The 21,022-nt window shown below is 73.8% G+C and carries 16 protein-coding genes; 4 read left to right on the plus strand and 12 right to left on the minus strand.

Annotation, left to right across the window (positions count from 1 at the left end; translation table 11 throughout):
- Positions 1-76: 76 nt before the first annotated feature.
- The 10 genes from JKP76_RS03835 to JKP76_RS03880 all read right to left on the minus strand — a co-directional run bounded on the left by JKP76_RS03835 (position 77) and on the right by JKP76_RS03880 (position 12,838).
- Positions 77-1,018 (minus strand): ABC transporter permease, encoded by a 942-nt coding sequence (locus tag JKP76_RS03835; protein ID WP_200491252.1) that lies wholly within the window; start codon positions 1,016-1,018, stop codon positions 77-79.
- Entirely contained in the window at positions 1,015-2,538 is a 1,524-nt protein-coding gene (locus JKP76_RS03840; protein WP_200489629.1) for an ABC transporter substrate-binding protein, read from the minus strand. Before JKP76_RS03840 ends, JKP76_RS03835 begins: the two co-directional genes overlap by 4 nt.
- 120 nt (positions 2,539-2,658) lie before the next feature.
- Positions 2,659-2,814, minus strand: a complete 156-nt coding sequence (locus JKP76_RS03845) for a hypothetical protein (protein ID WP_200489630.1) — start codon at positions 2,812-2,814, stop codon at positions 2,659-2,661.
- A gap of 13 nt (positions 2,815-2,827) precedes the next feature.
- Positions 2,828-3,784 (minus strand): class E sortase, encoded by a 957-nt coding sequence (locus JKP76_RS03850; protein ID WP_309229382.1) that lies wholly within the window; start codon positions 3,782-3,784, stop codon positions 2,828-2,830.
- A gap of 180 nt (positions 3,785-3,964) precedes the next feature.
- Positions 3,965-5,668, minus strand: coding sequence for a hypothetical protein (locus tag JKP76_RS03855; RefSeq protein ID WP_200489631.1), 1,704 nt, complete (start codon positions 5,666-5,668; stop codon positions 3,965-3,967).
- Positions 5,669-6,013: 345 nt separating this feature from the next.
- Positions 6,014-7,672: a fibronectin type III domain-containing protein gene (locus JKP76_RS22920; protein WP_200489632.1), complete on the minus strand. Its 1,659-nt coding sequence runs from the start codon at positions 7,670-7,672 to the stop codon at positions 6,014-6,016.
- 338 nt (positions 7,673-8,010) lie between these two features.
- Positions 8,011-9,225 carry an acyl-CoA dehydrogenase family protein gene (locus JKP76_RS03865; protein ID WP_200489633.1) on the minus strand — a complete coding sequence of 405 codons (1,215 nt, stop codon included), beginning with the start codon at positions 9,223-9,225 and terminating at the stop codon, positions 8,011-8,013.
- Complete coding sequence (locus JKP76_RS20265) at positions 9,225-9,530, minus strand: MaoC/PaaZ C-terminal domain-containing protein (protein ID WP_309232832.1); 306 nt, start codon at positions 9,528-9,530, stop codon at positions 9,225-9,227. Before JKP76_RS20265 ends, JKP76_RS03865 begins: the two co-directional genes overlap by 1 nt.
- 563 nt (positions 9,531-10,093) lie before the next feature.
- The gene (locus JKP76_RS20270; RefSeq protein WP_309232833.1) at positions 10,094-10,960 is read right to left on the minus strand and encodes a 3-oxoacyl-ACP reductase; all 867 of its coding nucleotides are present in this window, start codon (positions 10,958-10,960) and stop codon (positions 10,094-10,096) included.
- 585 nt (positions 10,961-11,545) lie between these two features.
- Positions 11,546-12,838 carry an acetyl-CoA C-acetyltransferase gene (locus tag JKP76_RS03880; RefSeq protein ID WP_200489634.1) on the minus strand — a complete coding sequence of 431 codons (1,293 nt, stop codon included), beginning with the start codon at positions 12,836-12,838 and terminating at the stop codon, positions 11,546-11,548.
- Between the two features lie 59 nt (positions 12,839-12,897).
- Between JKP76_RS03880 and JKP76_RS03885 the strand changes: the two genes are divergently transcribed.
- A complete protein-coding gene (locus JKP76_RS03885) occupies positions 12,898-13,614 on the plus strand; it encodes a TetR family transcriptional regulator (protein ID WP_200489635.1) in 717 nt (238 codons plus the stop codon).
- The gene (locus JKP76_RS03890) at positions 13,611-15,659 is read left to right on the plus strand and encodes an acyl-CoA dehydrogenase (RefSeq protein WP_309229381.1); all 2,049 of its coding nucleotides are present in this window, start codon (positions 13,611-13,613) and stop codon (positions 15,657-15,659) included. Before JKP76_RS03885 ends, JKP76_RS03890 begins: the two co-directional genes overlap by 4 nt.
- A gap of 102 nt (positions 15,660-15,761) precedes the next feature.
- On the opposite strand, the gene JKP76_RS03895 is transcribed toward JKP76_RS03890, so the two are convergent.
- Positions 15,762-18,479: a SpoIIE family protein phosphatase gene (locus tag JKP76_RS03895; RefSeq protein WP_309232834.1), complete on the minus strand. Its 2,718-nt coding sequence runs from the start codon at positions 18,477-18,479 to the stop codon at positions 15,762-15,764.
- Positions 18,480-18,661: 182 nt separating this feature from the next.
- Between JKP76_RS03895 and JKP76_RS03900 the strand changes: the two genes are divergently transcribed.
- On the plus strand, positions 18,662-19,759 hold the full coding sequence (locus tag JKP76_RS03900) for an EAL domain-containing protein (RefSeq protein ID WP_200489636.1): 1,098 nt from the start codon (positions 18,662-18,664) through the stop codon (positions 19,757-19,759).
- Positions 19,760-19,820: 61 nt separating this feature from the next.
- Positions 19,821-19,994 carry a DUF1059 domain-containing protein gene (locus JKP76_RS03905; RefSeq protein WP_200489637.1) on the plus strand — a complete coding sequence of 58 codons (174 nt, stop codon included), beginning with the start codon at positions 19,821-19,823 and terminating at the stop codon, positions 19,992-19,994.
- Between the two features lie 63 nt (positions 19,995-20,057).
- Here the strand turns inward: JKP76_RS03905 and JKP76_RS03910 are convergent, their stop codons facing one another.
- The gene (locus JKP76_RS03910) at positions 20,058-20,981 is read right to left on the minus strand and encodes an aldo/keto reductase (protein WP_200489638.1); all 924 of its coding nucleotides are present in this window, start codon (positions 20,979-20,981) and stop codon (positions 20,058-20,060) included.
- Positions 20,982-21,022: the final 41 nt, after the last annotated feature.

Raw genomic sequence — 21,022 nt, forward strand, 5'->3', positions numbered from 1 at the left:
CGCGGGCGGGCGGGGCGCAGGGACGGCGCGCCGGTCGACGGGCCGGCGGACGGCGCGGCCGGGTCCGGGAGCGCGGTCATCGCCGGATCCGCGGGTCGATCGCCGTGTACAGCAGGTCGACGACGAGGTTGATGACCAGGAAGACGATCGCGAACAGCAGGACGGCCCCCTGGAGCACCGGGTAGTCGCGCGCCTGGACCGACTGCAGGGCCAGCTGCCCGAGCCCGGGCCAGGAGAAGACGATCTCGACGACGACGACGCCGGAGAGCAGGTAGGCCAGCTGCACGCCGGTGACGGTGACCAGCGGCAGCAGGGCGTTCCGGAGCACGTGCCAGGTGAACACCTGCCGGGCCGGGAGGCCCTTCGCCTGCGCCGTCCGCACGTGGTCCGAGCCCAGCGCCTCGAGCATGCTGGAGCGCACGAAGCGGGTGATGACCGAGCCGGACACGACGCCGGTGACCACCGCCGGCAGGATGAGCCGCTGCAGCCAGCCGGCCGGGTCCTCGGTGAGCGGCACGTAGCCCCCGGTGGGCAGCCAGCCCAGCGTGCCGGCGAACACCAGGATCAGCACGATCGCCATCCAGAACTCCGGCACCGAGATGCCGATCTGGCTGAACACGGTGGCGATGCGGTCGACGACCGACCGCGGCCGCAGCGCCGACACGGTGCCCAGCGGGATCGCGATCGCCAGCGCCACCAGGATCGAGGCGAAGGCCAGGGTGAGCGTGGCGGGCAGCCGCTCGCCGATCAGCGAGGCGACGGTGTCCCCGCTGCGGAAGCTGACCCCCAGGTCACCGGTGAGCGCCCCGCCCAGCCAGGAGACGTACTGCTGGAGCAGCGGCAGGTCCAGCCCGGAGCGCTCCCGCAGCGCGTCGTAGGTCTCCTGGTTGAACCGGGTGCCCAGCGCCAGCCGCACCGGATCGCCCGGGACGAGGTGCACGAGCGCGAACACGATGACGCTGACCCCCGCCAGCACCACCACCGACTGACCGGTGCGGCGGAGGAGGTAGCCGCTCAGGGCAGCTCCACGTTCTCGAAGTTGATCGCCTTGTCCGCGCGGATCTGGTAGCCGGACAGCCCCGGCGCCCAGGCCTGCACGACGTCGGGGTTGTACAGGTACAGGTAGGAGACGTCGTCGACGATGATCGTCGCGGCCTGGTCGTAGATCGCCTTGCGCGCGGCGTCGTCGGTCTCCGTGGCGCCCTGCTGCAGCAGCTGGTCGACCTGCGGGTTGCTGTAGCCCTGGTAGTTGTTCGGGCCGTCGGTCTGGTGCTGCTCCTGGTAGAACGCCGCGGGGTCGAGGTTGCCCAGCCAGCCCAGGTAGAAGGCGTCGTAGTCACCGGCGCCCTGGCGGTCCAGCCAGGTGGCGAAGTCCAGCGTCTCGATCTCGACCTCGATGCCGACCTCCGAGAGCTGGTCGGCGATGACCTGGGCGGCCGTGACCGTCTCGGGGTACTCGTCGGTGACCATCAGGCCCATCGTCAGCGGCGTGCTCACCCCGGCCTGGGCCAGCAGCTGCCGCGCCTGCTCGGGGTCGCGGTCGAACGGCTCGTAGTCGTAGTAGAAGAAGCTGTCCTCGGGGATCGCCGTCTGGTTCTCCTCGGCCGCGCCGAACCAGGCCGCCTCGGCCACCGCCTCGCGGTCGATCGCGAAGGAGATCGCGCGCCGCACGTCCCGGTTGTCGAACGGCGGGCGGGCGTAGTTCATGGACATGTACCAGTAGTCGACGCTGGAGGTCGTCTCGAGCTCCACCGAGTCGTCGTCGTCCAGGGACTCGATCTGCTGCGGCGGCACGTTGTCGGTCCACTGCACCTCGCCGTTCTGCAGCGCGGTCAGCGCGGCGGCCGGCTCGGTGATGTAGCGGAACTCGACGCCGTCGATGCTCGGCGCGCCGCCCCAGTAGTCCTCGTAGGCGGCGAGGACGGTGCTGCTGGCGTCGGAGCTCTCCAACTCGAACGGGCCGGTGCCGTTGGCCTCGGTGGTGAGGTCCAGGTCCTCGGCGGCGTTCTCCGGGAGGATCGCCATGCCCTTGAACGAGCCGATCCGCTCCAGCAGGTTCGGCGTCGGCTGGGTGAGCCGGATGACGACGGTGTCCGGCCCGTCGGCCTCGACGGACTCGACGTTCTGGAAGCGGAAGGAGTTGCTGAGCTCCTCGTCGATGATCCGGTTGTAGGAGTAGACGACGTCGGCGGAGTCGAACTCGCTGCCGTCGTGGAAGGTGACACCGTCGCGGAGGGTGAACCGCCACTCCAGGTCGTCCTCGCTGGTCGACCACTCCGTGGCCAGGCTCGGCTGCATCGTGAGGTCCTCGGGGTCGGGGACCACGAGGGTGTCGTAGACGTTCTCCAGCACCTGGAAGCTCGCGTACGCCGTCGTGACGTGCGGGTCGAGCTGGTCGGGCTGGGCGCTGACGGCGGCGACCAGCACGTTGTCCCCACCCCCGCCTCCGCCGCCGGTGTCCACGGATTCCCCGCCCCCGCAGGCGGTCAGCGCGAGCGTGCCGGTTGCGGTGAGGGCGAGCAGTCGAGGAGCGCGCACGGAGGCCTCCGGAGGCGTCGAGGGTCGTCGTCCGCCCCCGACACTTCACCCGACCGCGCAGGTCGGCCACCCGAGACCGCGATCGTCACCGGGCCGCAACACTGCGGCCCGGCCACGGGCTCAGTCGACCGTGACGTCGTTGAACGGCAGCCGGGGCTCCACCCACGGGAAGACGACGAACAGCAGCAGCGCGGCCACCGCGGCGACGAGGAGCAGCGCGAGCACGGCCTTGCTCGCGACGGGGCCGGGCAGGTGGCGCCAGATCCAGCTGTACATGCGGTTCTCCTGGTCAGCTCTCGTAGAGGGCGTCGGGGCCGTCCGGGAACTCCGCCTTGCTGATCGCGCCGCCGTCGAGACGGGCGTGGATGATCATCCGCTGCCGGGCCGAGTAGCGCGGGTGGCAGGTGGTCAGCGTCAGGTAGGCACCGGTCGGTGCGGCCGACGCCGCGGCGTTCGGCGTCGGGGAGACGACCTGGACGTCGGTGGGGGCCACGATCTGCCGGCCCGGGATCCCGCTGGGGTCGGCGTCGACGTCGCCCGTCGCCGGGTCGCCCAGCATCCGGTAGACGAACCAGCTGTCGGCGGTCTCGACGACGATCGGGTCGCCGGGCCGCATGGTGTCCAGCTCCAGGAACGGCGAGCCCTTGCCCACCCGGTGCCCGGCCAGCGCGAGGTTGCCCTGCTCGCCGGGGAGCGCGGAGTCGACGTAGTGGCCGGGGCCCTGGGCGAGCTGCTTCTCCTCGGTGCCCTCGAGGATGACCCGCGTGTAGTCCTCGCCGAGCCGCGGGATGCGCAGCACCCCGAAGGCGTCGCCGAGCTCGACCTGGGTCAGGGAGCGCGCGTCGGCCGGCTCGTCCGCCCACTGCTCGCGCAGCTCGGTGGCCAGCTCGTCCTGCTTCTGCGCGGTGAGGAAGTCGGTCACGTAGACCTCGTAGACGACGAACAGCAGCAGCACCATGCCGGCGGTGACCAGCAGCTCGCCGACGCCCAGGGCCGCGGAGCGCCAGAAACCGCGGCCGCGCGGGGCGTCGTCGTCCCAGTCCTCGTGGCCGTCGTCGTCGGACCAGGCCTCGCCCCAGCTCTGCCAGCTGCGGTCCCGCTCGGTGACGACGTCGCCGGTGGCGTCGTCCGCGGCGGGCTGCTCGGCGGCGGACGGCGCGGAGGCGCCGGGCACGGGTGGCCGGCTGCGCGGCGGGGGGCCGCCCAGCTCGGGCACGCGGTCCCAGGGCTGCGTCCGGTCGTCCACGATGCCGCTCCCTGGTTCTGTCCGTGCTGCCGCGCAGGTGCGCGTGGTCGCGACCGGTACCGGCCCGAATGCTAGGTGACGCGGCCGCCGGTGCCCGGCTCCCGCGCCCAACCGAGCGGGCCCTGCTCCACGAGGGAGCAGGGCCCGGCCGGGGTTGCTACCGCCCGGAGGCGGCGGGGGTCACGCGGACTGGCGACGGCGGGCCGAGACGAGCAGCCCACCACCCACGCCGACGGCCACGAGGCCACCGATGAGGGGCAGCGCGACGGAGGCGCCGGTGAAGGGCAGCTTCGCCGACTGCGCGCCCGCGGCACCGACGGTGAAGTCGGAGCGCATGACGTAGGGGTTGCCGTTCAGGTCGACACCGCTGGCCACGAGGCTGTGGTTGCCCAGCTCGAGACCGGCCGGGATCGTGACGTCGACGGTGAAGCGGCCGTCCTTGTCAGCGGTCACGTTGCCCAGGAACGTGGGCTCCGAATAGACGTACAGCGCCACCGTGGAGAAGGGCAGGTAGCCCTCGCCGCGGAGGGTCAGCGTCTGGCCGGCGGCCACGTTGGTGATGGCGGAGCCGTCGGCCTTCTTCAGCGAGGTGTTGCCGGCCGGGGGCGTGGCGGCCTTGACCGGGGCGGCGACGACGGGGCTGGTGACCCAGTCGCCGGCCTCGCCGGCGACCTTGTCCTCGTCGAACGCCAGGACGCCGACGGTGTAGGCGCGGCCGGCCTCGACGCCGAGGCGGCAGCTGCGGGCAGCGGCCTCGACGAGGCAGGCCACCATCTCGCTGGTGCTCTGCGCACCGACCGGGTTGGCGAACGCCTGGTAGCCGAAGACGGCCGAGTCGTCGGCCGGGGCGTTCCAGGTGACCAGGAGCGACGAGACGCCGGCGCTGACCTTGATGTCACGGACGGCGGGCAGCGTGACCACGGGGGCCTGCGGCGTCGTCGTCTCGGGGGCCGACGTGGTGGTCGGAGCCGAGGTCGTGGTCGGAGCCGGCGTGGTGGTCGGAGCCGAGGTGGTGGTCGGGGCCGGGGTCGTGACGGGCGCCTCGGTCTCCTCCTCGTCCTCCGGAGCCGCGGTGGTGGTCGGAGCCGGCGTGGAGGTGGGGGTCTGCGTCTCCTCCTCCTCGGCGTCCGAGGTCGGGGCCGGGGTGCTGGTCGGAGCCGAGCCGGTCGACTCCTCCGGGGTGGAGGTGGGGGTGCCGGTCTCCTCCTCGGCGTCCGAGGTCGGGGCCGGGGTGGTCGTCGGGGCCGAGCCGGTCGACTCCTCCGGGGTGGAGGTGGGGGTGTCGGTCTCGTCCGAGCAGGGGTCGGACGCCTCCGGGAAGGACTCGAGCGCCTCGGCGATCGCGAAGCCACCCGCGTACTGGACGCCCGGGGGCAGCTGGCTCTCGCCGCCCTCGTCGGCCGGGCTGCTCGACTGGGTCGGCTCGGCCTCCGTGGTCGGCGCCGGAGTGGTGGTCTCGCCGCCCTCGTCAGCCGGGCTGCTCGACTGGGTCGGCTCGGCCTCCGTGGTCGGCGCCGGAGTGGTGGTCTCACCGCCCTCGTCAGCCGGGCTGCTCGACTGGGTCGGCTCGGCCTCCGTGGTCGGCGCCGGAGTGGTGGTCTCGCCGCCCTCGTCAGCCGGGCTGCTCGACTGGGTCGGCTCGGCCTCGGTCGTCGGCGCCGGCGTGGTGGTCTCACCGCCCTGGTCGGCATCGCTGGTCGGGGCGGCGGTGCTCGTCGGCTCCGCGGTCGGCTCCGGCGTCGGCGTCTGCGTCTCGCAGGTGGACGCCGAGACGTCGCCCTCGGCCTGCGCCACGCCGCCGACGCCGAGGACGGCGGTCGACAGCACGACGGCGCTACCCGCCAGCAGCGCGCCCCAGCGGCGCGAAGGGCTCGTGATGCTCACATCAACTCCTGTGGTGACCCGGGACCCCGGGGACCGGTGCCCGGACCTCCCGAGCACCGCGTGACCAGCGCGTCGACGCCCACGTGCGGTGCACAGGTGCCGACGACGTGGAGCGGACGCTACGGAGCCGGAACCGCGTTTCGATACTGCGCGGTCCAGCAGATGCTGCCAACAACTCGACGTGCAGTTGGGAGATCCGTGACTCCTGGAACGGGTGGGGCAGGTGAGCGTTCGTGGGGCGTCGACAAGTCCCTCACCTGGGCGTTCGGGAACGCGCAGGAGCCCGGGTCGCCGTCGCGGCGACCCGGGCTCCCGGGGGTGCGTGCTGCCGGTGGCAGCGGTGGGTCAGGCGGTGGCGCGGCGGCGGGCGCCGACGATGAGGCCACCGCCGGCGAGCAGCGCCAGGGCGCCGGCACCGAGGTAGGGCAGCGCGGCGAAGCCGGTGCTGGCGAGGCTGGCCGCCGCCGCACCGGACACGGTGATCGGCATCGTCAGGTAGCGCGCGTTCCCGTCGCCGTCGTACCCCGCGGCCACGAGGGTGTGCGAGCCCGCCGCGAGCCCCGCCGGCAGGGCGCCGGTGAAGGTGAAGGCGCCGGTCGCGTCCGCCTGCACGGTGCCCAGGACGGTCGGGGTCGAGTAGACGAGGACGGTCACGGTCGAGAAGGCCGCGTAGCCGCTGCCGGAGACCGTGATGGTCGAGCCGGGCGTCACCGCGCCGGCGGAGAAGCCGGAGGTGGCGAGCGGACCGTTGGAGGCCGGCACCGCGGCGGGGAAGGGCAGGGCGCCGGTCATCAGGAACGGCGACGCCTTGCCCGCGTTGCCCGCGCTGTCGATCGCGTAGACCACGACGCTGTAGTCCGTGCCGGCGTACAGGTCGGTGATCGTGCAGGTGAGCACGTCGGCCGCGGTCTCGCAGGCCTCGCCACCCATCTCACCGGCACCGAGGCCGACGCCGTACCCGGCGACCGGGAAGGTGCCCGCGACGGTCGGGGCGGTCCAGGTGACCGTGATCGAGCCGTAGGTGCTGGTGACCTTCACGTTGCCGGGGGCGCCGATCGGGGCGTAGGGGATGCCGGTGACGACGCTGCTCGCGGCGCCCTCGAGACCCTCCTCGCTGATGCCCCGGACCTGCACGCCGTAGCTCGTGCCGTTGGTGAGGCCGGTGAGCGGGAAGGACAGCCGCGCCGAGTACTCGTCCTCGCGGACGGGCGTGACCGCGGTCCAGTCGCCGGCACCCAGCTTGTACTCCCAGGTGTCGGGCTGGCTGCTGTTCGGCTCGTCGTTCCAGGTCGGCACGAAGCTCACCTGGAGGGAGCCGTTGCCGCCGGTGACGTCGACGTCCTTCGGCGCGAGGGGCGCCGCGATGCAGGGCTGGACGTCGGCCGAGACGTAGCTGGAGTAGCCCACCTCGAGCGTGGTGTTCTGGGCGACGGCGGCACCCGGCCAGGTGACGACGTTCGCGGTGCCGCCACCGCCGGCACCGCCGACGTCGGCGCCGCCGCCCACGCCACCGTGCGCGAGGAGCGAGACCGAGGGGCCGGTGACCGTGGTGGCCCCGCCACCACCGCCGCCCCCGCCGACGAGGGTGTCGTCCCCGTCGAGGACGTCGTCACCCGCGGCGCCCGCGGGCGCGCCGGCGCCGCCGGCCCCACCACCGTCCGGGTCCCCGTCGACGCCGTACTCGCCCGTCACCCAGGAGAAGGTCTGGGTGGCGGAGACGCCGGTCGTCACCACGAGGCGGCCGGCGCCGGTGGCCGGGTCGACGATCTCGTCGTCCACCAGCCAGCCGCGGCCGCCGTCAGCGCCCTGGAGCTCCCAGTCGACGGAGCAGTAGCCCTCGGGGACGACGAAGCCGGCGTCGCCCTCGTACGAGGAGAAGTAGAGCGTCTCGAGCTCCTCGGCGGCCGAGGCCGTACCGGTGACGCCGAGAACTGCGGTGGACATGCCGATCGTGCTGACGGCCAGCAGGCCCAGTGCACGTCGGGGTGAGGACGTGAGCTGCACGTTTCGCTCCCTCGAGGATCCCGGGGCGCCGGGTCGCTGGCCCGGTCATCCGGACGGCGCACGACACCACGCGGAACGCGCCGTCGCCGGAAGGGCGCGCACGTCCGAACCAGTGGGGCGTTGCGTGACCGGATCGTGACCCGGGAGGCGAAGACGCAGGTCAAACGGGTGGCGACTGCAGTCGGAATGCGACGAGAATGGGTGATGGTTGTTGTGCACAACCGTTGCGGAACCGACCGGCACCGGAGCTCGGGACCCCCCGGAACGGGCACACGCCGCGCGGCCACCGTCCCGGGTGCGGACGGCGGCCACGCGGCGTGGTCGGCCGAGGAGCGGGGTCAGCGGATGTGCACGCCCGAGATGGTGCGGGCGATGACCAGCCGCTGGATCTCCGAGGTGCCCTCGAAGATCGTGTAGATCTTGGCGTCGCGGGCCATCCGCTCGACCGGGTAGTCGCGCGTGTAGCCGTTGCCGCCGAGGATCTGCATCGCCTGCTCGGTGACCCGGACGGCGGTCTCGCCCGCGACCAGCTTGGACATCGAGCCCTCGGCCGCGGTGAACTGCTGGCCGTTCTGCGCCATCCACGCCGCGCGCCACACCAGCAGGCGGGCGGCGTCGATGGAGGTCTTCATGTCGGCGAGCATGAACGCGATCGCCTGGTTCTCGATGATCGCGCGGCCGAACTGCTCGCGCTGCTTGGCGTACTCCAGCGCGTACTCGTAGGCGGCGCGGGCGACGCCGACGGCCTGCGCGCCCACCGCGGGCCGGGTGCGCTCGAAGGTGGCCATCGACGGCTGGGTGCGGCCGCCCTTCACGCCCTCGCGGGCGCGGGCCAGCCGCTGGTCGAGCTTCTCCTTGCCGCCGAGCAGGCAGCTGCCCGGGATGCGGCAGTCCTCGAGGACGACCTCGGCGGTGTGCGAGGCCCGGATGCCGTGCTTGAGGAACTTCTGCCCCTGGGACAGACCCTTGGTCCCCGGCGGCACGATGAAGCTGGCGTGCCCGCGGGCCTTGAGCTCGGGGTCGACGACGGCGGTGACGACGTGGATGTCGGCGATGCCGCCGTTGGTCGCCCACGTCTTGGTGCCGTTGAGCACCCACTCGTCGGTCTTCTCGTCGTACACCGCGCGGGTGCGCATCGCGCCGACGTCGGAACCGGCGTCGGGCTCGGACGAGCAGAACGCCGCGACCTTCGGCTCGGCCTCGGTGCCGAACATCTGCGGCACCCACTCGCCGACCTGCTCGGGCGTGCCGTTCGAGCTCACCCCTGCCGCGGCCAGCGCCGTGCCGACGATGGCCAGCCCGATGCCGGCGTCACCCCAGAACAGCTCCTCCAGGGCAATCGGCAAGCCGAGTCCGGACTCCTCGAACGACTGGGCGGCGAAGAAGTCGATCGAGTAGAGGCCGACCTTGGCCGCCTCCTGGAGGATCTCCCAGGGGGTCTCCTCCCGCTCGTCCCACTCGTGGGCCGCGGGACGGATGACGTCCTCCGCGAACTGGTGCACCCACTTCTGCAGCTCGATCTGGTCCTCGGTGAGCCCGAACGACACGGCCATCAGTGCTTCTCCTCCAGGGTGCGGATCGTTCCGACCACGTGCTCGGTGCCGCTGCCGGCGTTGCGGACGGCGACGTCCCAGCCGCCGTCCACCTGCCCGGTGGCCAGGTGCACCGTCGACGGGAGGAACAGCGGCTTCGTGAACTGGACGTCGTACGCGAACGCCTCGGGCAGCCGGTTGGCCACCGCACCCAGCACGCGGGCCTTCACCCACATGCCGTGCGCGATCGCCCGCTTGAAGCCCAGGGCCTTCGCGGTGAGCCCCGACAAGGTGGATCGGGTTGACGTCGCCGGAGACCTTCGCATAGCGGCGGCCGGCGTCGTCGGGCACCCGCCAGGTCGCGGCGGGGCGCTCGAGCGCGCCGACGACCACCTCGACGTCGGCCTCCGGAGCACCGGCGGGCGCCTGCGCCCCGCGGGCGAGGTAGGTCGAGCGCGAGCGCCAGACCTCCTCCCCCGCCACGGCGGCGGTCGCGCACAGGTCGACGGTCGCCCCGCTGCGATGGGCCGCGAACCGCTCGGCCCACACCTCGACGTCCAGCGGCTCGTCCGCGCGGATCCCGCGCAGCAGCTCGATCCGGTTGCGCACGTGCACCAGCCCGACCGTCGCCAGCGGGAAGGCGCGGTCGGTCATCAGCGCCATCTGCAGCGGGAAGGTGAGCATGTGCGGGTAGGTCGCCGGCAGCACGTCGGTGAACGGCAGCCGGCAGACCCGCGCGTAGGCGGCGAGGTGGTCGCGGTCGACGGTCACGCCGCGCCGGGCCAGGTGCGTGTCGGGGAGGTCGCCGCCCCGGCCGCGCCCGGTGAGCGCGGCCCGGGCGTACAGCGCCGCCAGGTTCGGCGGGCCGTCCAGCACCGTGGTGGCCATCTCAGGCTCCCAGCAGCGACTGACCGCAGACGCGCACGGTCTGGCCGTTGACGCCGGCGCTGGTCGGCTGCGCCAGCCAGGCGATCGTCTCGGCGACGTCGACCGGCAGCCCGCCCTGCTGCAGCGAGTTCAGCCGGGCGCCCACCTCGCGGGTGCCGAACGGCATCTTCGCCGTCATCTCGGTGACGATGAAGCCCGGCGCGACCGCGTTGATCGTCGCGCCGCGCTCGGCGAACGCCGGCGCCCACGCGCGCACCATGCCGATGACCCCGGCCTTCGACGCCGCGTAGTTGGTCTGCCCGCGGTTGCCGGCGATGCCCGACTGCGAGGAGACGCAGACGACCCGCGCGCCCGGGTTCAGCACGTCGCCGTCCAGCAGCGCCTGGGTGATGTCCAGCTGCGCCTGCAGGTTCACGGCCATGACCGAGTTCCAGCGGGCGGCGTCCATGTTGACCAGCAGCTTGTCCCGCGTGATGCCGGCGTTGTGCACGATCACGTCCACGCCGCCGTGCCGCTCGCGCAGGTGCTCGACCAGCCGCTGCGGGGCGTCCGCGGCGGTGATGTCGAGCTGCAGCGCCGTCCCGCCGATGCGGTTGGCCACCGCGGCCAGGCTGTCGCCGGCCGCGGGGATGTCGACGGCGACGACGTGCGCGCCGTCGCGGGCCATGACGTCGGCGATCGAGGCGCCAATGCCGCGCGCGGCCCCGGTGACGACCACGACCTTGCCGGCCAGCGGCTTCGCGGCGTCCTGCGCGGCGGGGACGTCGGCGGCCGAGAGCGTGACGCCCTGCCCGTCGACGTAGGCGGAGCGGCCGGACAGGAAGAAGGTCAGCGGCCCGGCGACGGCCGACTCCGCACCCTCGGGCACGTAGAGGGCGTTGGCCGTCGAGCCGTCGCGCAGCTTCCTTGCCGATCGAGCGGGTGAGCCCGTCGACGGCCTGGCGGGCGGCGGCCTGCGCCGGGGAGTCCGCGGCCGACGGCGGGTCGGTGAGGATGACGACCCGGCCGTTGGCGCGCAGCCGCTTCACGGCGGGCGCCAGGAAGGCGTGCGCCGCGGCGAGGTCGGCCGGGCCGGTCACGCCGGTCGCGTCGAGCACCACCGCGCCGAACTTCTCGCCCGCGGCGTCGCCGTCGGCAGCGACCGGCGAGACGACGGCCACCCCGGCGTCCTTCAGCACGGCGGTGACGGTGTCGCGCAGCCGGCCCTGCCCGGCCGAGCCGACCACGGCCGGCCCCTCCAGGAGCGGGCCGCCGGGCTCGTAGCGGCGCAGCACGCCGGGCCGGGGCAGGCCGAGCTGCTTGGTGACGGTGGTGCCGAAGCCGGAGTTGGCGAAGTTGGTGTACCAGTCAGCCACTGGAGGGGTTCCTTCCGAGAGGGACTTTCGGTACCGAAAGTCCGGGAGGCGGCCTGCGGCCGGGGGACTTCCGGTACCGAAAGTCCCCCGGCGGTGGGTCAGGACTCGAGGATGGCGACGACGCCCTGGCCGCCGGCCGCGCAGATGGAGATCAGGCCGCGCTTGCCCGGGCCCGCCTCGTGCAGCATCTTCGCCAGCGAGGCCACGATCCGGCCGCCGGTCGCGGCGAACGGGTGCCCGGCCGCCAGCGACGAGCCGTTGACGTTGAGCTTCGAGCGGTCGATGGAGCCCAGCGGGGCGTCGAGGCCCAGCTTGTCCTTGCAGAACGCCGGGTCCTCCCAGGCCTTCAGCGTCGAGAGCACCGTGGACGCGAACGCCTCGTGGATCTCGTAGAAGTCGAAGTCCTGCAGGGTCAGGCCGTTGCGGGCGAGCATCACCGGCATGGCGTAGGCCGGCGCCATGAGCAGGCCCTCGCCGCCGTGCACGTAGTCGACGGCGGCGGTCTGCGCGTCGACCAGGTGGGCGAGGACGGGCAGGCCCTTGGCTGCGGCCCACTCGTCGGAGGCCAGCAGCACCGCGGAGGCGCCGTCGGTCAGCGGGGTGGAGTTGCCCGCCGTCATCGTGGCGCCCTCGCCCCTGCCGAAGACCGGCTTGAGCTTCGCCAGCTTCTCGGCGGTGGAGTCGGGGCGCAGGTTGTTGTCCCGGGCCAGGCCGAGGAACGGCGTCACCAGGTCGTCGAAGAAGCCGCGGTCGTAGGCGGCGGCCATGTTGTGGTGCGAGCGGGCGGCGAGCTCGTCCTGCTCCTCGCGGCCGATCCCCCACTCCTCGGCGGTGATCGCCTGGTGGTCGCCCATCGCCAGGCCGGTGCGCGGCTCGGAGTTGCGGGGCATGTCCGGCACGAGCTGGCCGGGGCGGATCTTCGCCAGCGCCTTGAGCCGGTCGCCCATCGTCCTGGCGTTGTTCAGCGAGATGAGCACCCGGCGCAGGTCGTCACCGACGGCGAGCGGGGCGTCGGAGGTGGTGTCGACGCCGCCGGCGATCCCGGACTCGATCTGCCCGAGGGCGATCTTGTTGGCGACGAGCACCGCGGCCTCGAGGCCGGTGCCGCACGCCTGCTGGACGTCGTAGGCCGGCGTCGTCGCCGCCAGCGTCGAGCCGAGGACCGACTCGCGGGTCAGGTTGAAGTCGCGGGAGTGCTTGAGGACGGCGCCGGCCACGACCTCGCCGACCTGCTCGCCCTGCAGCCCGAACCGGGCGACCAGCCCGTCGAGGGTGGCGGTGAGCATGTCCTGGTTGGACGCCTGCGCGTAGGCGCTGTTGGACCGCGCGAACGGGATCCGGTTGCCGCCGACGATCGCGGCCGTGCGGCGAGGCTTGGCGGTGTCAGCCATGGGGACCTCCGAGGTCGGGTGAGTGGCCGGTACCCAGGGTACGCGGTACCGTCGTTCACATGAAGGCAGAGGTGGTGAGACGCTCCTCGCAGCCCGGACGCGAGCCGCGGGCGGCCGCCCGACGCGCCCCGGGCACTGTTCCGCAGGGCCGGGACCGCCGCGACTCGAGATGGGACGAGCACCGCCGTGCGCGGCGCGAACAACTCGTCCAGGCGACCCTGACCGCGGTCGGCAGGCACGGCGCCGGCGTCGGCATGGAGGAGATCGCCGCCGCGGCCGGCACGAGCAAGACCGTCGTCTACCGGTACTTCGCCGACCGCTCGGAGCTCTGCGTCGCGGTCTGCACCGAGGTCGCCGGCCGGCTGCTCGCCCAGCTGCGGGCGGCGATGGCCACCAGCGACCACCCCCGCGCGATGACCGCCGCGGCGATCGGCAGCTACTTCGCCTTCCTCGAGGCCGAGCCCGAGATCTACCGCTTCGTGGTCTCCCAGCACCCGGCCGACGGCGCCGACCCCCTCGCCACCCTCGCCGACCTCGTCGGCGACCAGGCCGCCGCGCTCATGGCGGTCGCCCTGGAGCAGGCCGGACGCGATCCAGCCGCCGCCGGCGCCTGGGGGCACGGGCTGGTGGGGCTGGTCCGCTCCGCCGCCGACTGGTGGCTGCGCGCCGAGCGCCCGATGCTGCGCACGGAACTCGCCGCACACCTGACCGATCTCGCCTGGGCCGGGCTCTCCGGCGTCGTGGCACCCGCACCGAACAGCATGGAGGAGTCGTGACGAAGTCCCTGCCCGCCCCGGTGGACCTGAAGGCGATCCGCGAGGTCCTGGACGGCCGCTGGGCGCACGTCCGCCGCGACGCCCGCGAGAGCCTCACCGACCCCGACTTCCTGCCCGTCTACGGCGAGACGATGCAGCAGGCCCGCGAGCGCGTCACCCGCGCGGCCAAGGTGCTGGCCGACTCCGGCCGGGTGGGCTTCGGCTTCCCGAAGGAGTTCGGCGGCGAGGCCGACTCCGGCGCCTCGGTCACCTCGATCGAGATGCTCGCCTTCGCCGACCTCTCCCTCATGGTCAAGGCCGGCGTGCAGTGGGGCCTGTTCGGCGGCGCGCTCGAGCTGCTCGGCACCCGCCGGCACCACGAGACCTACCTGCGCGACGTCATGAGCTTCGACCTGCCCGGCTGCTTCGCCATGACCGAGACCGGGCACGGCTCCGACGTCCAGCAGCTGCGCACGACCTGCACCTACGACCCCGCGACGCAGACCTTCGACCTGCACACCCCGCACCAGGCCGCGCGGAAGGACTACATCGGCAACGCGGCGAAGGACGGCCGCATGGCGGTCGTCTTCGCCCAGCTGGTGAGCCAGGGGACCAACCACGGCGTGCACGCCTGGCTGGTGCCGATCCGGGACGCCGACGGCAACCCGCTGCCGGGCGTCACCATCGAGGACGACGGCCCCAAGGCCGGCCTGCTCGGCGTCGACAACGGCCGGCTCACCTTCGACCACGTGTCCGTGCCGCGGGACATGCTGCTCGACCGCTACGGCCAGGTCGCCGAGGACGGCACCTACACCTCGAGCATCGAGAACGAGACCCGCCGCTTCTTCACCATGCTCGGCACGCTCGTGCGCGGCCGGGTGAGCGTCGGCGGCTCGGCCGGCTCGGCGACCAAGCTGGCCCTCGACATCGCCGTCCGGTACGGCGAGGTGCGCCGCCAGTTCGCCGCGCCCGGCGAGGAGCGCGAGATCGTCATCAACGACTACCTCGTCCACCAGCGCAAGCTGCTGCCGGCGCTGGCCAAGACCTACGCGCTGCACTTCGCGCAGGGCGAGCTGGTCTCGACGATGCACGACGTGCAGACGGCGGTGCACGTGCACGGCCAGGAGGTGGACGAGCAGGCCCAGCGCGAGCTCGAGTCGCGGGCGGCCGGGCTCAAGGTGGCCCAGACCGCGCACGCGACGCAGACCATCCAGATGTGCCGCGAGGCGTGCGGCGGGGCGGGCTACCTGCAGGAGAACCGGCTGCCGCACCTCAAGGCCGACACCGACGTCTTCACCACCTTCGAGGGCGACAACACCGTCCTGCTGCAGCTGGTCGCCAAGGGCCTGCTCACCGGGTACCGCGACAACTTCGGCTCGCTCGACGGCTGGGGGCGGGTGAGCTTCGTCGCCGACATGGTCCGCGAGACCGTGCTGGAGCGGACGGCGGCCCGCGCGCTGATCGCGCGCCTGGTGGACGCCGTCCCCGGGGTGGACGACGTGCCGATGCTCGACCGCGGCTGGCAGCTGAAGATGTTCGAGTTCCGCGAGAAGCACTCGCTCGAGGGCGCGACCCGGCGGCTGCGCAAGAACTCCACCATGGAGGGCATGGCGCCGTTCGACATGTTCAACGACGTCCAGGACCACGTGCTCAAGTCCGCGCAGACGCACATCGAGCGGATCGTGCTCGAGGCGTTCGTCGCCGGCGTGGACCGCGTCGACGACCCGGCCACCAAGCAGCTGCTCGACACGCTCTGCGACCTCTACGCGCTCTCGACCATCGAGGCCGACAAGGCGTGGTTCCTCGAGCACGGGCAGCTGACGCCGGCCCGCGCCAAGACGCTCACCGCCACGGTGAACCAGCTGCTCAAGGAGCTCCGCCCGCACCTGATCACGCTGGTCGACGGCTTCGCGATCCCGGAGGACTGGAAGGCCGCCGCGATCCTCGAGGAGGAGCCGGGCCGGCAGGAGGCCATGGCCGCCCGCGACGCCGAGCTGCGCGCGCAGACCGGCGAGGAGCCGCCGATGGGCACCGCCACCGCCGTCGACGTCCCCCCGGGCCAGTAGCACCCACCCCCGAGTTGATCATCGTCGATCGGCCGCCCCCACCGGCGTGGCGGGCAGCCGTTCGACGATGATCAACCGGGCTGGGGCGCAGGGCCGCGTGGGTCAGGTGAGGCGGACGGCGAGGACGGCGACGTCGTCCTCGGCGTCCGGGAGGAACAGCCGGCGCAGCACCTCGTCGCACAGCTGCTCCAGCGGCAGCCCGCCGCACTCGCGCAGCACCTCCAGCAGCTCCTCGGTGCCGGCGTCGATGTCGCGGTCACGCCGCTCCACCAGCCCGTCCGTGTAGAGCAGCACGGTCGCTCCGCGCTCGACGGGCACGGTGCGGTCCTCGCGGGTGAAGCCGGGGTCCACACCGAGCAGCAGGTCGGCCTCGGCGACGTCGAGCAGCCGCACCGCGCCGTCGGCCCCCACCAGCACCGGCGGCGGGTGCCCGGCGTTCGACCAGCGCAGCAGCGCGCCCCCGCCGTCCTGCGGCTCGAGGTGGGCGATGACCGCGGTGGCCATCGTGCGCAGCGCCAGCCCGGCCAGCGCGCGGTCCAGCTCGGTCAGCACCCGCGCCGGGGAGCCGCCGCTGGAGTAGCTGATCCCCCGCAGCAGCCCGCGCACCTGCCCCATCGCGGCGGCCGCCCGGGTGTCGTGCCCGACGACGTCGCCGATGGCCAGCACCGTCGTCCCCGTGGCCTGCTCGAAGGCGTCGTACCAGTCACCGCCGATCTCGGCGCCCTCGGCGGCCGGGACGTACCGGACGACGACCTCGCAGTCCTCGATCGCCGGCGGCTCGGTGAGCATGCTGCGCTGCAGGGCGTCGGCCAGGGCGCGCTGCTGCCCGTAGAGGCGGGCGTGGTGCAGCGCCATCCCGGCCCGGCGGCCGATCTCCACCGCGGTCTCGACGTCGGCGGCGGGGTGCGGCCCGCGGTCCGCGCCGTTGAGCAGGCACAGCACGCCGACGGTCTGCCCCCGGATGGTCAGCGGCACCGCCGCCACCGACGACGGCGCCAGCTCCACCAGCATCGCCTTGGCCTGCGGGTCGGAGACGACCGAGGCGATCCGCTCGGGAGTGAGGTCGCGGACGACCAGCGGCTGACCGGTGCGGAACACCCGGCGCGGGGCGCCCTCCGGCGTCACCGTGCGCACCATGCGGCTGACGTATTCGGCGACGAACTCCTCGCGAGCGGGGTCGCGGTGCGCGCTGGCGGTCTCGCGCAGCCGGCCGTGCTCGTCGGTGCTGACGATCCAGCACCAGTCCCCGAGCCGGGGGACGACGAGGGAGGCCAGCCGCTGCAGCTGCTCGCCGATGTCCATCGTGCCGGACAGCACCCGCCCCGCCTCGGCCAGCAGCTCGAGCCGCTGGTTGGCCTCGGTCACCGCGGCCACGGCGCGGTCCCGGTCGGCATCGGCCTGCAGCCGCGAGACGCTCAGCGTGATCTGCGCGGTGAGGCCCTCCAGCAGCCGCAGCTCCTCGGCGTCGAACGCGTGGTCGGTGGTCCAGTAGGCGACGAAACTGCCCAGCAGCCGGCCCTCGACCACCAGCGGCAGCGAGGCGAGGGCGCGCAGCCCCAGCACCTCGGTCCACGGCGCCATCGCGGGGAAGCGGGCGATGCCCTCCTCGACGCTGCTCAGCACGACCCGCTCCCCCGTGCGCGCCGTGTACTGGGTGGGCAGCGCGTCGTCGAGGTCGACCAGCACGCCGCCGGAGGGCACCTCGCCCACCTCGGCGCGGACGACGTCGAGGATCCGGCGGCCCAGGTGGACCCGCACGCGCTCGTCGTCCCCGGGTTCGCGGACGGCCACGCCGCCGGACACCGCCCCGAGCACCTCGGCGCCGCGCAGCGTGATGTCGGCGAGCTCGCCGATCCCGGTCGCGTTGGCCACCTCGGCGGCCACCGCGGCGATCGCGGCCGCCCGCTGCACGGCGGCCAGCCGGGAGCGCGCCTGGTTGCGCGCGTCGGTCACGTCGAGGACGGTGCCGAGGATCCGCTGGGCCGCGCCGTCGGGCCCGGTCAGCACGCGCCCCCGGCAGACGATCCAGCGGACCTTCCCGTCGCGGCGCAGGATCCGCAGCTCGACGGTGTACTGCGCCCGCGCCTCGACGGCCTCGGTCATGGTCCGCTGCGAGGAGTCCCGGTCGTCCGGGTGGACGAACTCGGCGAACAGCCGGTCCATCGGCACGCGGGTGGCCTGGTCGACGCCGAAGATCGCCGCGCTGCGCTCGTCCCAGTCGATAAAGCCGGCGCGGAGATCGACCTCCCAGATGCCGACGGAGCTCGCCTCCAGCGCCACGCCCAGCCGGCGGGCGGACCAGGCGGCGTCCGCGTTGGCCGCGGCGAGCTCGAGCTCGGCGACGACGGAGCTGGCCAGCTGGCGCAGCAGCTCGGCCTCGTCCCCGCTCCAGGGCCGCGGCTCGGCGTCGTACAGCGCCAGCACGCCGACGACGTGCCCCGAGGCCGTCACCAGCGGCGACCCGAGGTAGGCGCCCACCTGCCCCGACGTGACCGCCGGCAGGTCCGCGACGTCCGGGTCGGCCCGCGCGTCGGGCACGGCGAGCGGCAACCCGCTCGTCACGACCATCGCCGAGAAGGCGCCGGTCAGGAGCGCCGGGCCGCCCACCACGCCGGGCGGCAGCCCGTGCCCGCCGACGACGAGGTCCTGGTCGGTGAAGAGCGTGATCTTGGCGTGCCCGGCACCGACCAGGCGCGCGGCCAGGCCGGAGAGCCGATCGTAGGCGGCGGGGCCGGAGACCTCGGCGAGCATCCGGCGGGCCACGGCGATGCGCGCCGGGTCCAGGAGGGGCCCGAGCACAGGCGGCTGCGAGCCGGACACGCACGCCTCCCAACCGCGGCCTCGGCGCCCCGGGCAGGGCCGCCGGGATCATGCTTGCACGGGTGGCGCCGCGACACGGTCGACCGCTCCTGCGAAACCCGCCGACCGCGGCCGCTCCCCCGCCCGGGTGACGGGGCCCACTCGGGGTCAAGCACCGACCCGGGACGACCGATCACCGGCTCATGCTCGGCACACGCACGGCCGGCCTGCCGGACTGCCGTCCGCTGCTCGCCGACCCCGACGACCTGACGCTGGCCTTCCAGCCGATCGTCGCCCTCGAGACCGGCACGGTGGCCGGGTACGAGGCGCTGGCCCGCTTCCCCGGCGCGGCCGGACCCGACGTCTGGTTCGCCGCCGCCGCCGAGGCCGGGGTCGCCGCCGAGCTCGAGGCGCTGGCCATCCACAAGGCCCTGGCCGTCGTGCCCCTGCTGCCCGACGACACCTTCCTCACCGTCAACGTGAGCCCGCACCTGCTCGGTGCCCGGTCGGTCCAGGAGGCGCTCGCCACCCGCCCCGACCTGCACCGCGTCGTCGTCGAGCTGACCGAGCACACCCCCGTCGACGACCTCGGCGCCCTGCGCCGGCAGACCGACGTGCTGCGCGCCCGCGGCGCCCTCATCGCGCTGGACGACGCCGGCAGCGGCTACTCCGGCCTGCAGCAGATGGCCGCGCTGCGCCCCCAGATGGTCAAGCTCGACCGCGCCCTCGTGGCCGACGCCGACGCCGACCCGGTGCGCATGGCCCTGGCCGAGATGGTCGGCGAGTTCGCCGGCCGGATCGACGCCTGGCTGCTCGCCGAGGGCGTCGAGACGGCGGCCGAGCTGGCCGCCTTCGCCCAGCTCGGCGTCCCGCTCGCGCAGGGCTGGCTGCTGGGCCGCCCCGGCCCGACGTTCGCCCCGCTGGCGCCCGAGGTGGTGCAGCTGGTGCGCGCCCAGGTGGCGCGGGCCCGGCTCACCGAGAGCGTGGCCAGCCTGCTGCGCCCCGTCCGCCACTGCGCGCTGGGCGCCCAGGTGCTCGGCATCCCCCCGGCGGTGCTGGTGGGGTCGCACGGCGAGCCGGCCGGGCTGCTGCTCAGCGACCCCCGGACGGCCGAGGTCTACACGGCCCCGGTGTCCTTGCGCGTGCACCCCTCGACCGACATCGAGGAGACCCTCGCGCGCGCCCTGACCCGCCCGATCGCCCGCCGGTGGGAGCCGGTCGTGTGCACCGATCCGACCGGCCACGTCCTCGGGATCCTCCGGGTCGAGGACCTGATCACCGCGGGGCGCAGCGCCCGCTGACCCCACCCAGACCCCGGCGCCAGCTCAGGAGCCGGTCGCCCCACCGACGAGGAGTCCACCCATGAAGCGTTTCGCCTGCGGCGACGTCATCCCCGACTGCAACGCCACGTTCACCGCCGCCGACGAGGACGGCATCTTCGCCCAGGCGGTGCCGCACGCGGCCGCCGAGCACGGCATCAACGAGGTGACCCCCGAGCTCCAGGCGACGGTCCGCAGCCTCATCGCCACCGTCTGACCGACCTCCCCTCCCACCCGGGAGGGCCCCGGGGCCGGCGCCCGTCATCGCGGCGCCGGTCCCCTAGACGGCGCTGGCCTCGTCCAGGGCCGCGCGCTGCGCGTCGTCCAGCACCAGGTCGCGCATCGGGAGCAGGTCGGCCAGCTGCTCGACCGTGCGCCCCGAGGCGATCGGCGCCACCACCGTGGGCTGGTCGGCGAGCCAGCGCAGCGCCACCGCCGGCACCGGCACGCCCTGCTCGCGCGCGATCGCGCCCAGCACGGCGAGCACGCGGTCGCCGCGCTCCCCCACGTACGCCGACGCGCCCTTGGCCCGCGGCGAGTCGATCTGCTCCCCCGCCCGGTACTTGCCGGTGAGGAAGCCCTTGGCCAGCGCGAAGTAGGGCAGGGTGCCGATCCCCTGCGCCTGCACGGTGTCGCGCAGGCCGTCCTCGAAGCCGGCCCGCTCCACCAGGTTGTAGTGCGTCTGCAGCGCCGCGTACCCGCCGACGCCGAGGCGCTGCGCGGTCTCCCGCGCCTCGGTCAGCCGCTCCGCCGAGTAGTTCGAGGCCGCGACGTGGCGCACCTTGCCGGCCTGCACCAGCTCGTCGAACGCCGTCAGCGCCTCCTCCAGCGGCGTCGTCGCGTCGTCGTAGTGGGCGTAGTAGAGGTCGATCCGGTCGGTGCGGAGGTTGCGCAGCGACCGCTCGGCAGCGGCGCGGATCTCCCCCGCGGCCAGCGGGTGCTCCTTCGTCCCGGGCGAGGCCTTGGTGGCCACCACGACCCGGTCGCGGACGCCGCGGGTGGCCATCCACTCACCCAGGATCTGCTCCGAGACGCCGTTGCCGTACATCTCGGCGGTGTCGACGAACGCCGGCTGCGGAGCCGAGGCGTCGAGGAAGCGGTCGAGGACGGCGAAGGACGTCGGCGCGTCCGCCGTCCACCCGAAGACGTTGCCGCCCAGGCAGAGGTCGCTGACGGTCAGGTCGGTCCCGGGGAGCTGCGGCATGCCCCCACGCTAGGTGTGGTCCACGACACGCGCAGGTCACC

The sequence above is a fragment of the Blastococcus sp. TML/C7B genome, from assembly GCF_016612845.1.
Classification (GTDB): domain Bacteria; phylum Actinomycetota; class Actinomycetes; order Mycobacteriales; family Geodermatophilaceae; genus Blastococcus.

What these genes read in the sequence shown, in the direction of transcription:
- JKP76_RS03845 (WP_200489630.1), bottom strand. Translation starts at nt 2,814, where the DNA reads ATGTACAGCTGGATCTGGCGCCACCTGCCCGGCCCCGTCGCGAGCAAG.
- JKP76_RS03865 (WP_200489633.1), bottom strand. Translation starts at nt 9,225, where the DNA reads ATGGCCGTGTCGTTCGGGCTCACCGAGGACCAGATCGAGCTGCAGAAG.
- JKP76_RS20265 (WP_309232832.1), bottom strand. Translation starts at nt 9,530, where the DNA reads ATGCGAAGGTCTCCGGCGACGTCAACCCGATCCACCTTGTCGGGGCTC.
- JKP76_RS03880 (WP_200489634.1), bottom strand. Translation starts at nt 12,838, where the DNA reads ATGGCTGACACCGCCAAGCCTCGCCGCACGGCCGCGATCGTCGGCGGC.
- JKP76_RS03885 (WP_200489635.1), top strand. Translation starts at nt 12,898, where the DNA reads ATGAAGGCAGAGGTGGTGAGACGCTCCTCGCAGCCCGGACGCGAGCCG.
- JKP76_RS03900 (WP_200489636.1), top strand. Translation starts at nt 18,662, where the DNA reads ATGCTCGGCACACGCACGGCCGGCCTGCCGGACTGCCGTCCGCTGCTC.
- JKP76_RS03905 (WP_200489637.1), top strand. Translation starts at nt 19,821, where the DNA reads ATGAAGCGTTTCGCCTGCGGCGACGTCATCCCCGACTGCAACGCCACG.
- JKP76_RS03910 (WP_200489638.1), bottom strand. Translation starts at nt 20,981, where the DNA reads ATGCCGCAGCTCCCCGGGACCGACCTGACCGTCAGCGACCTCTGCCTG.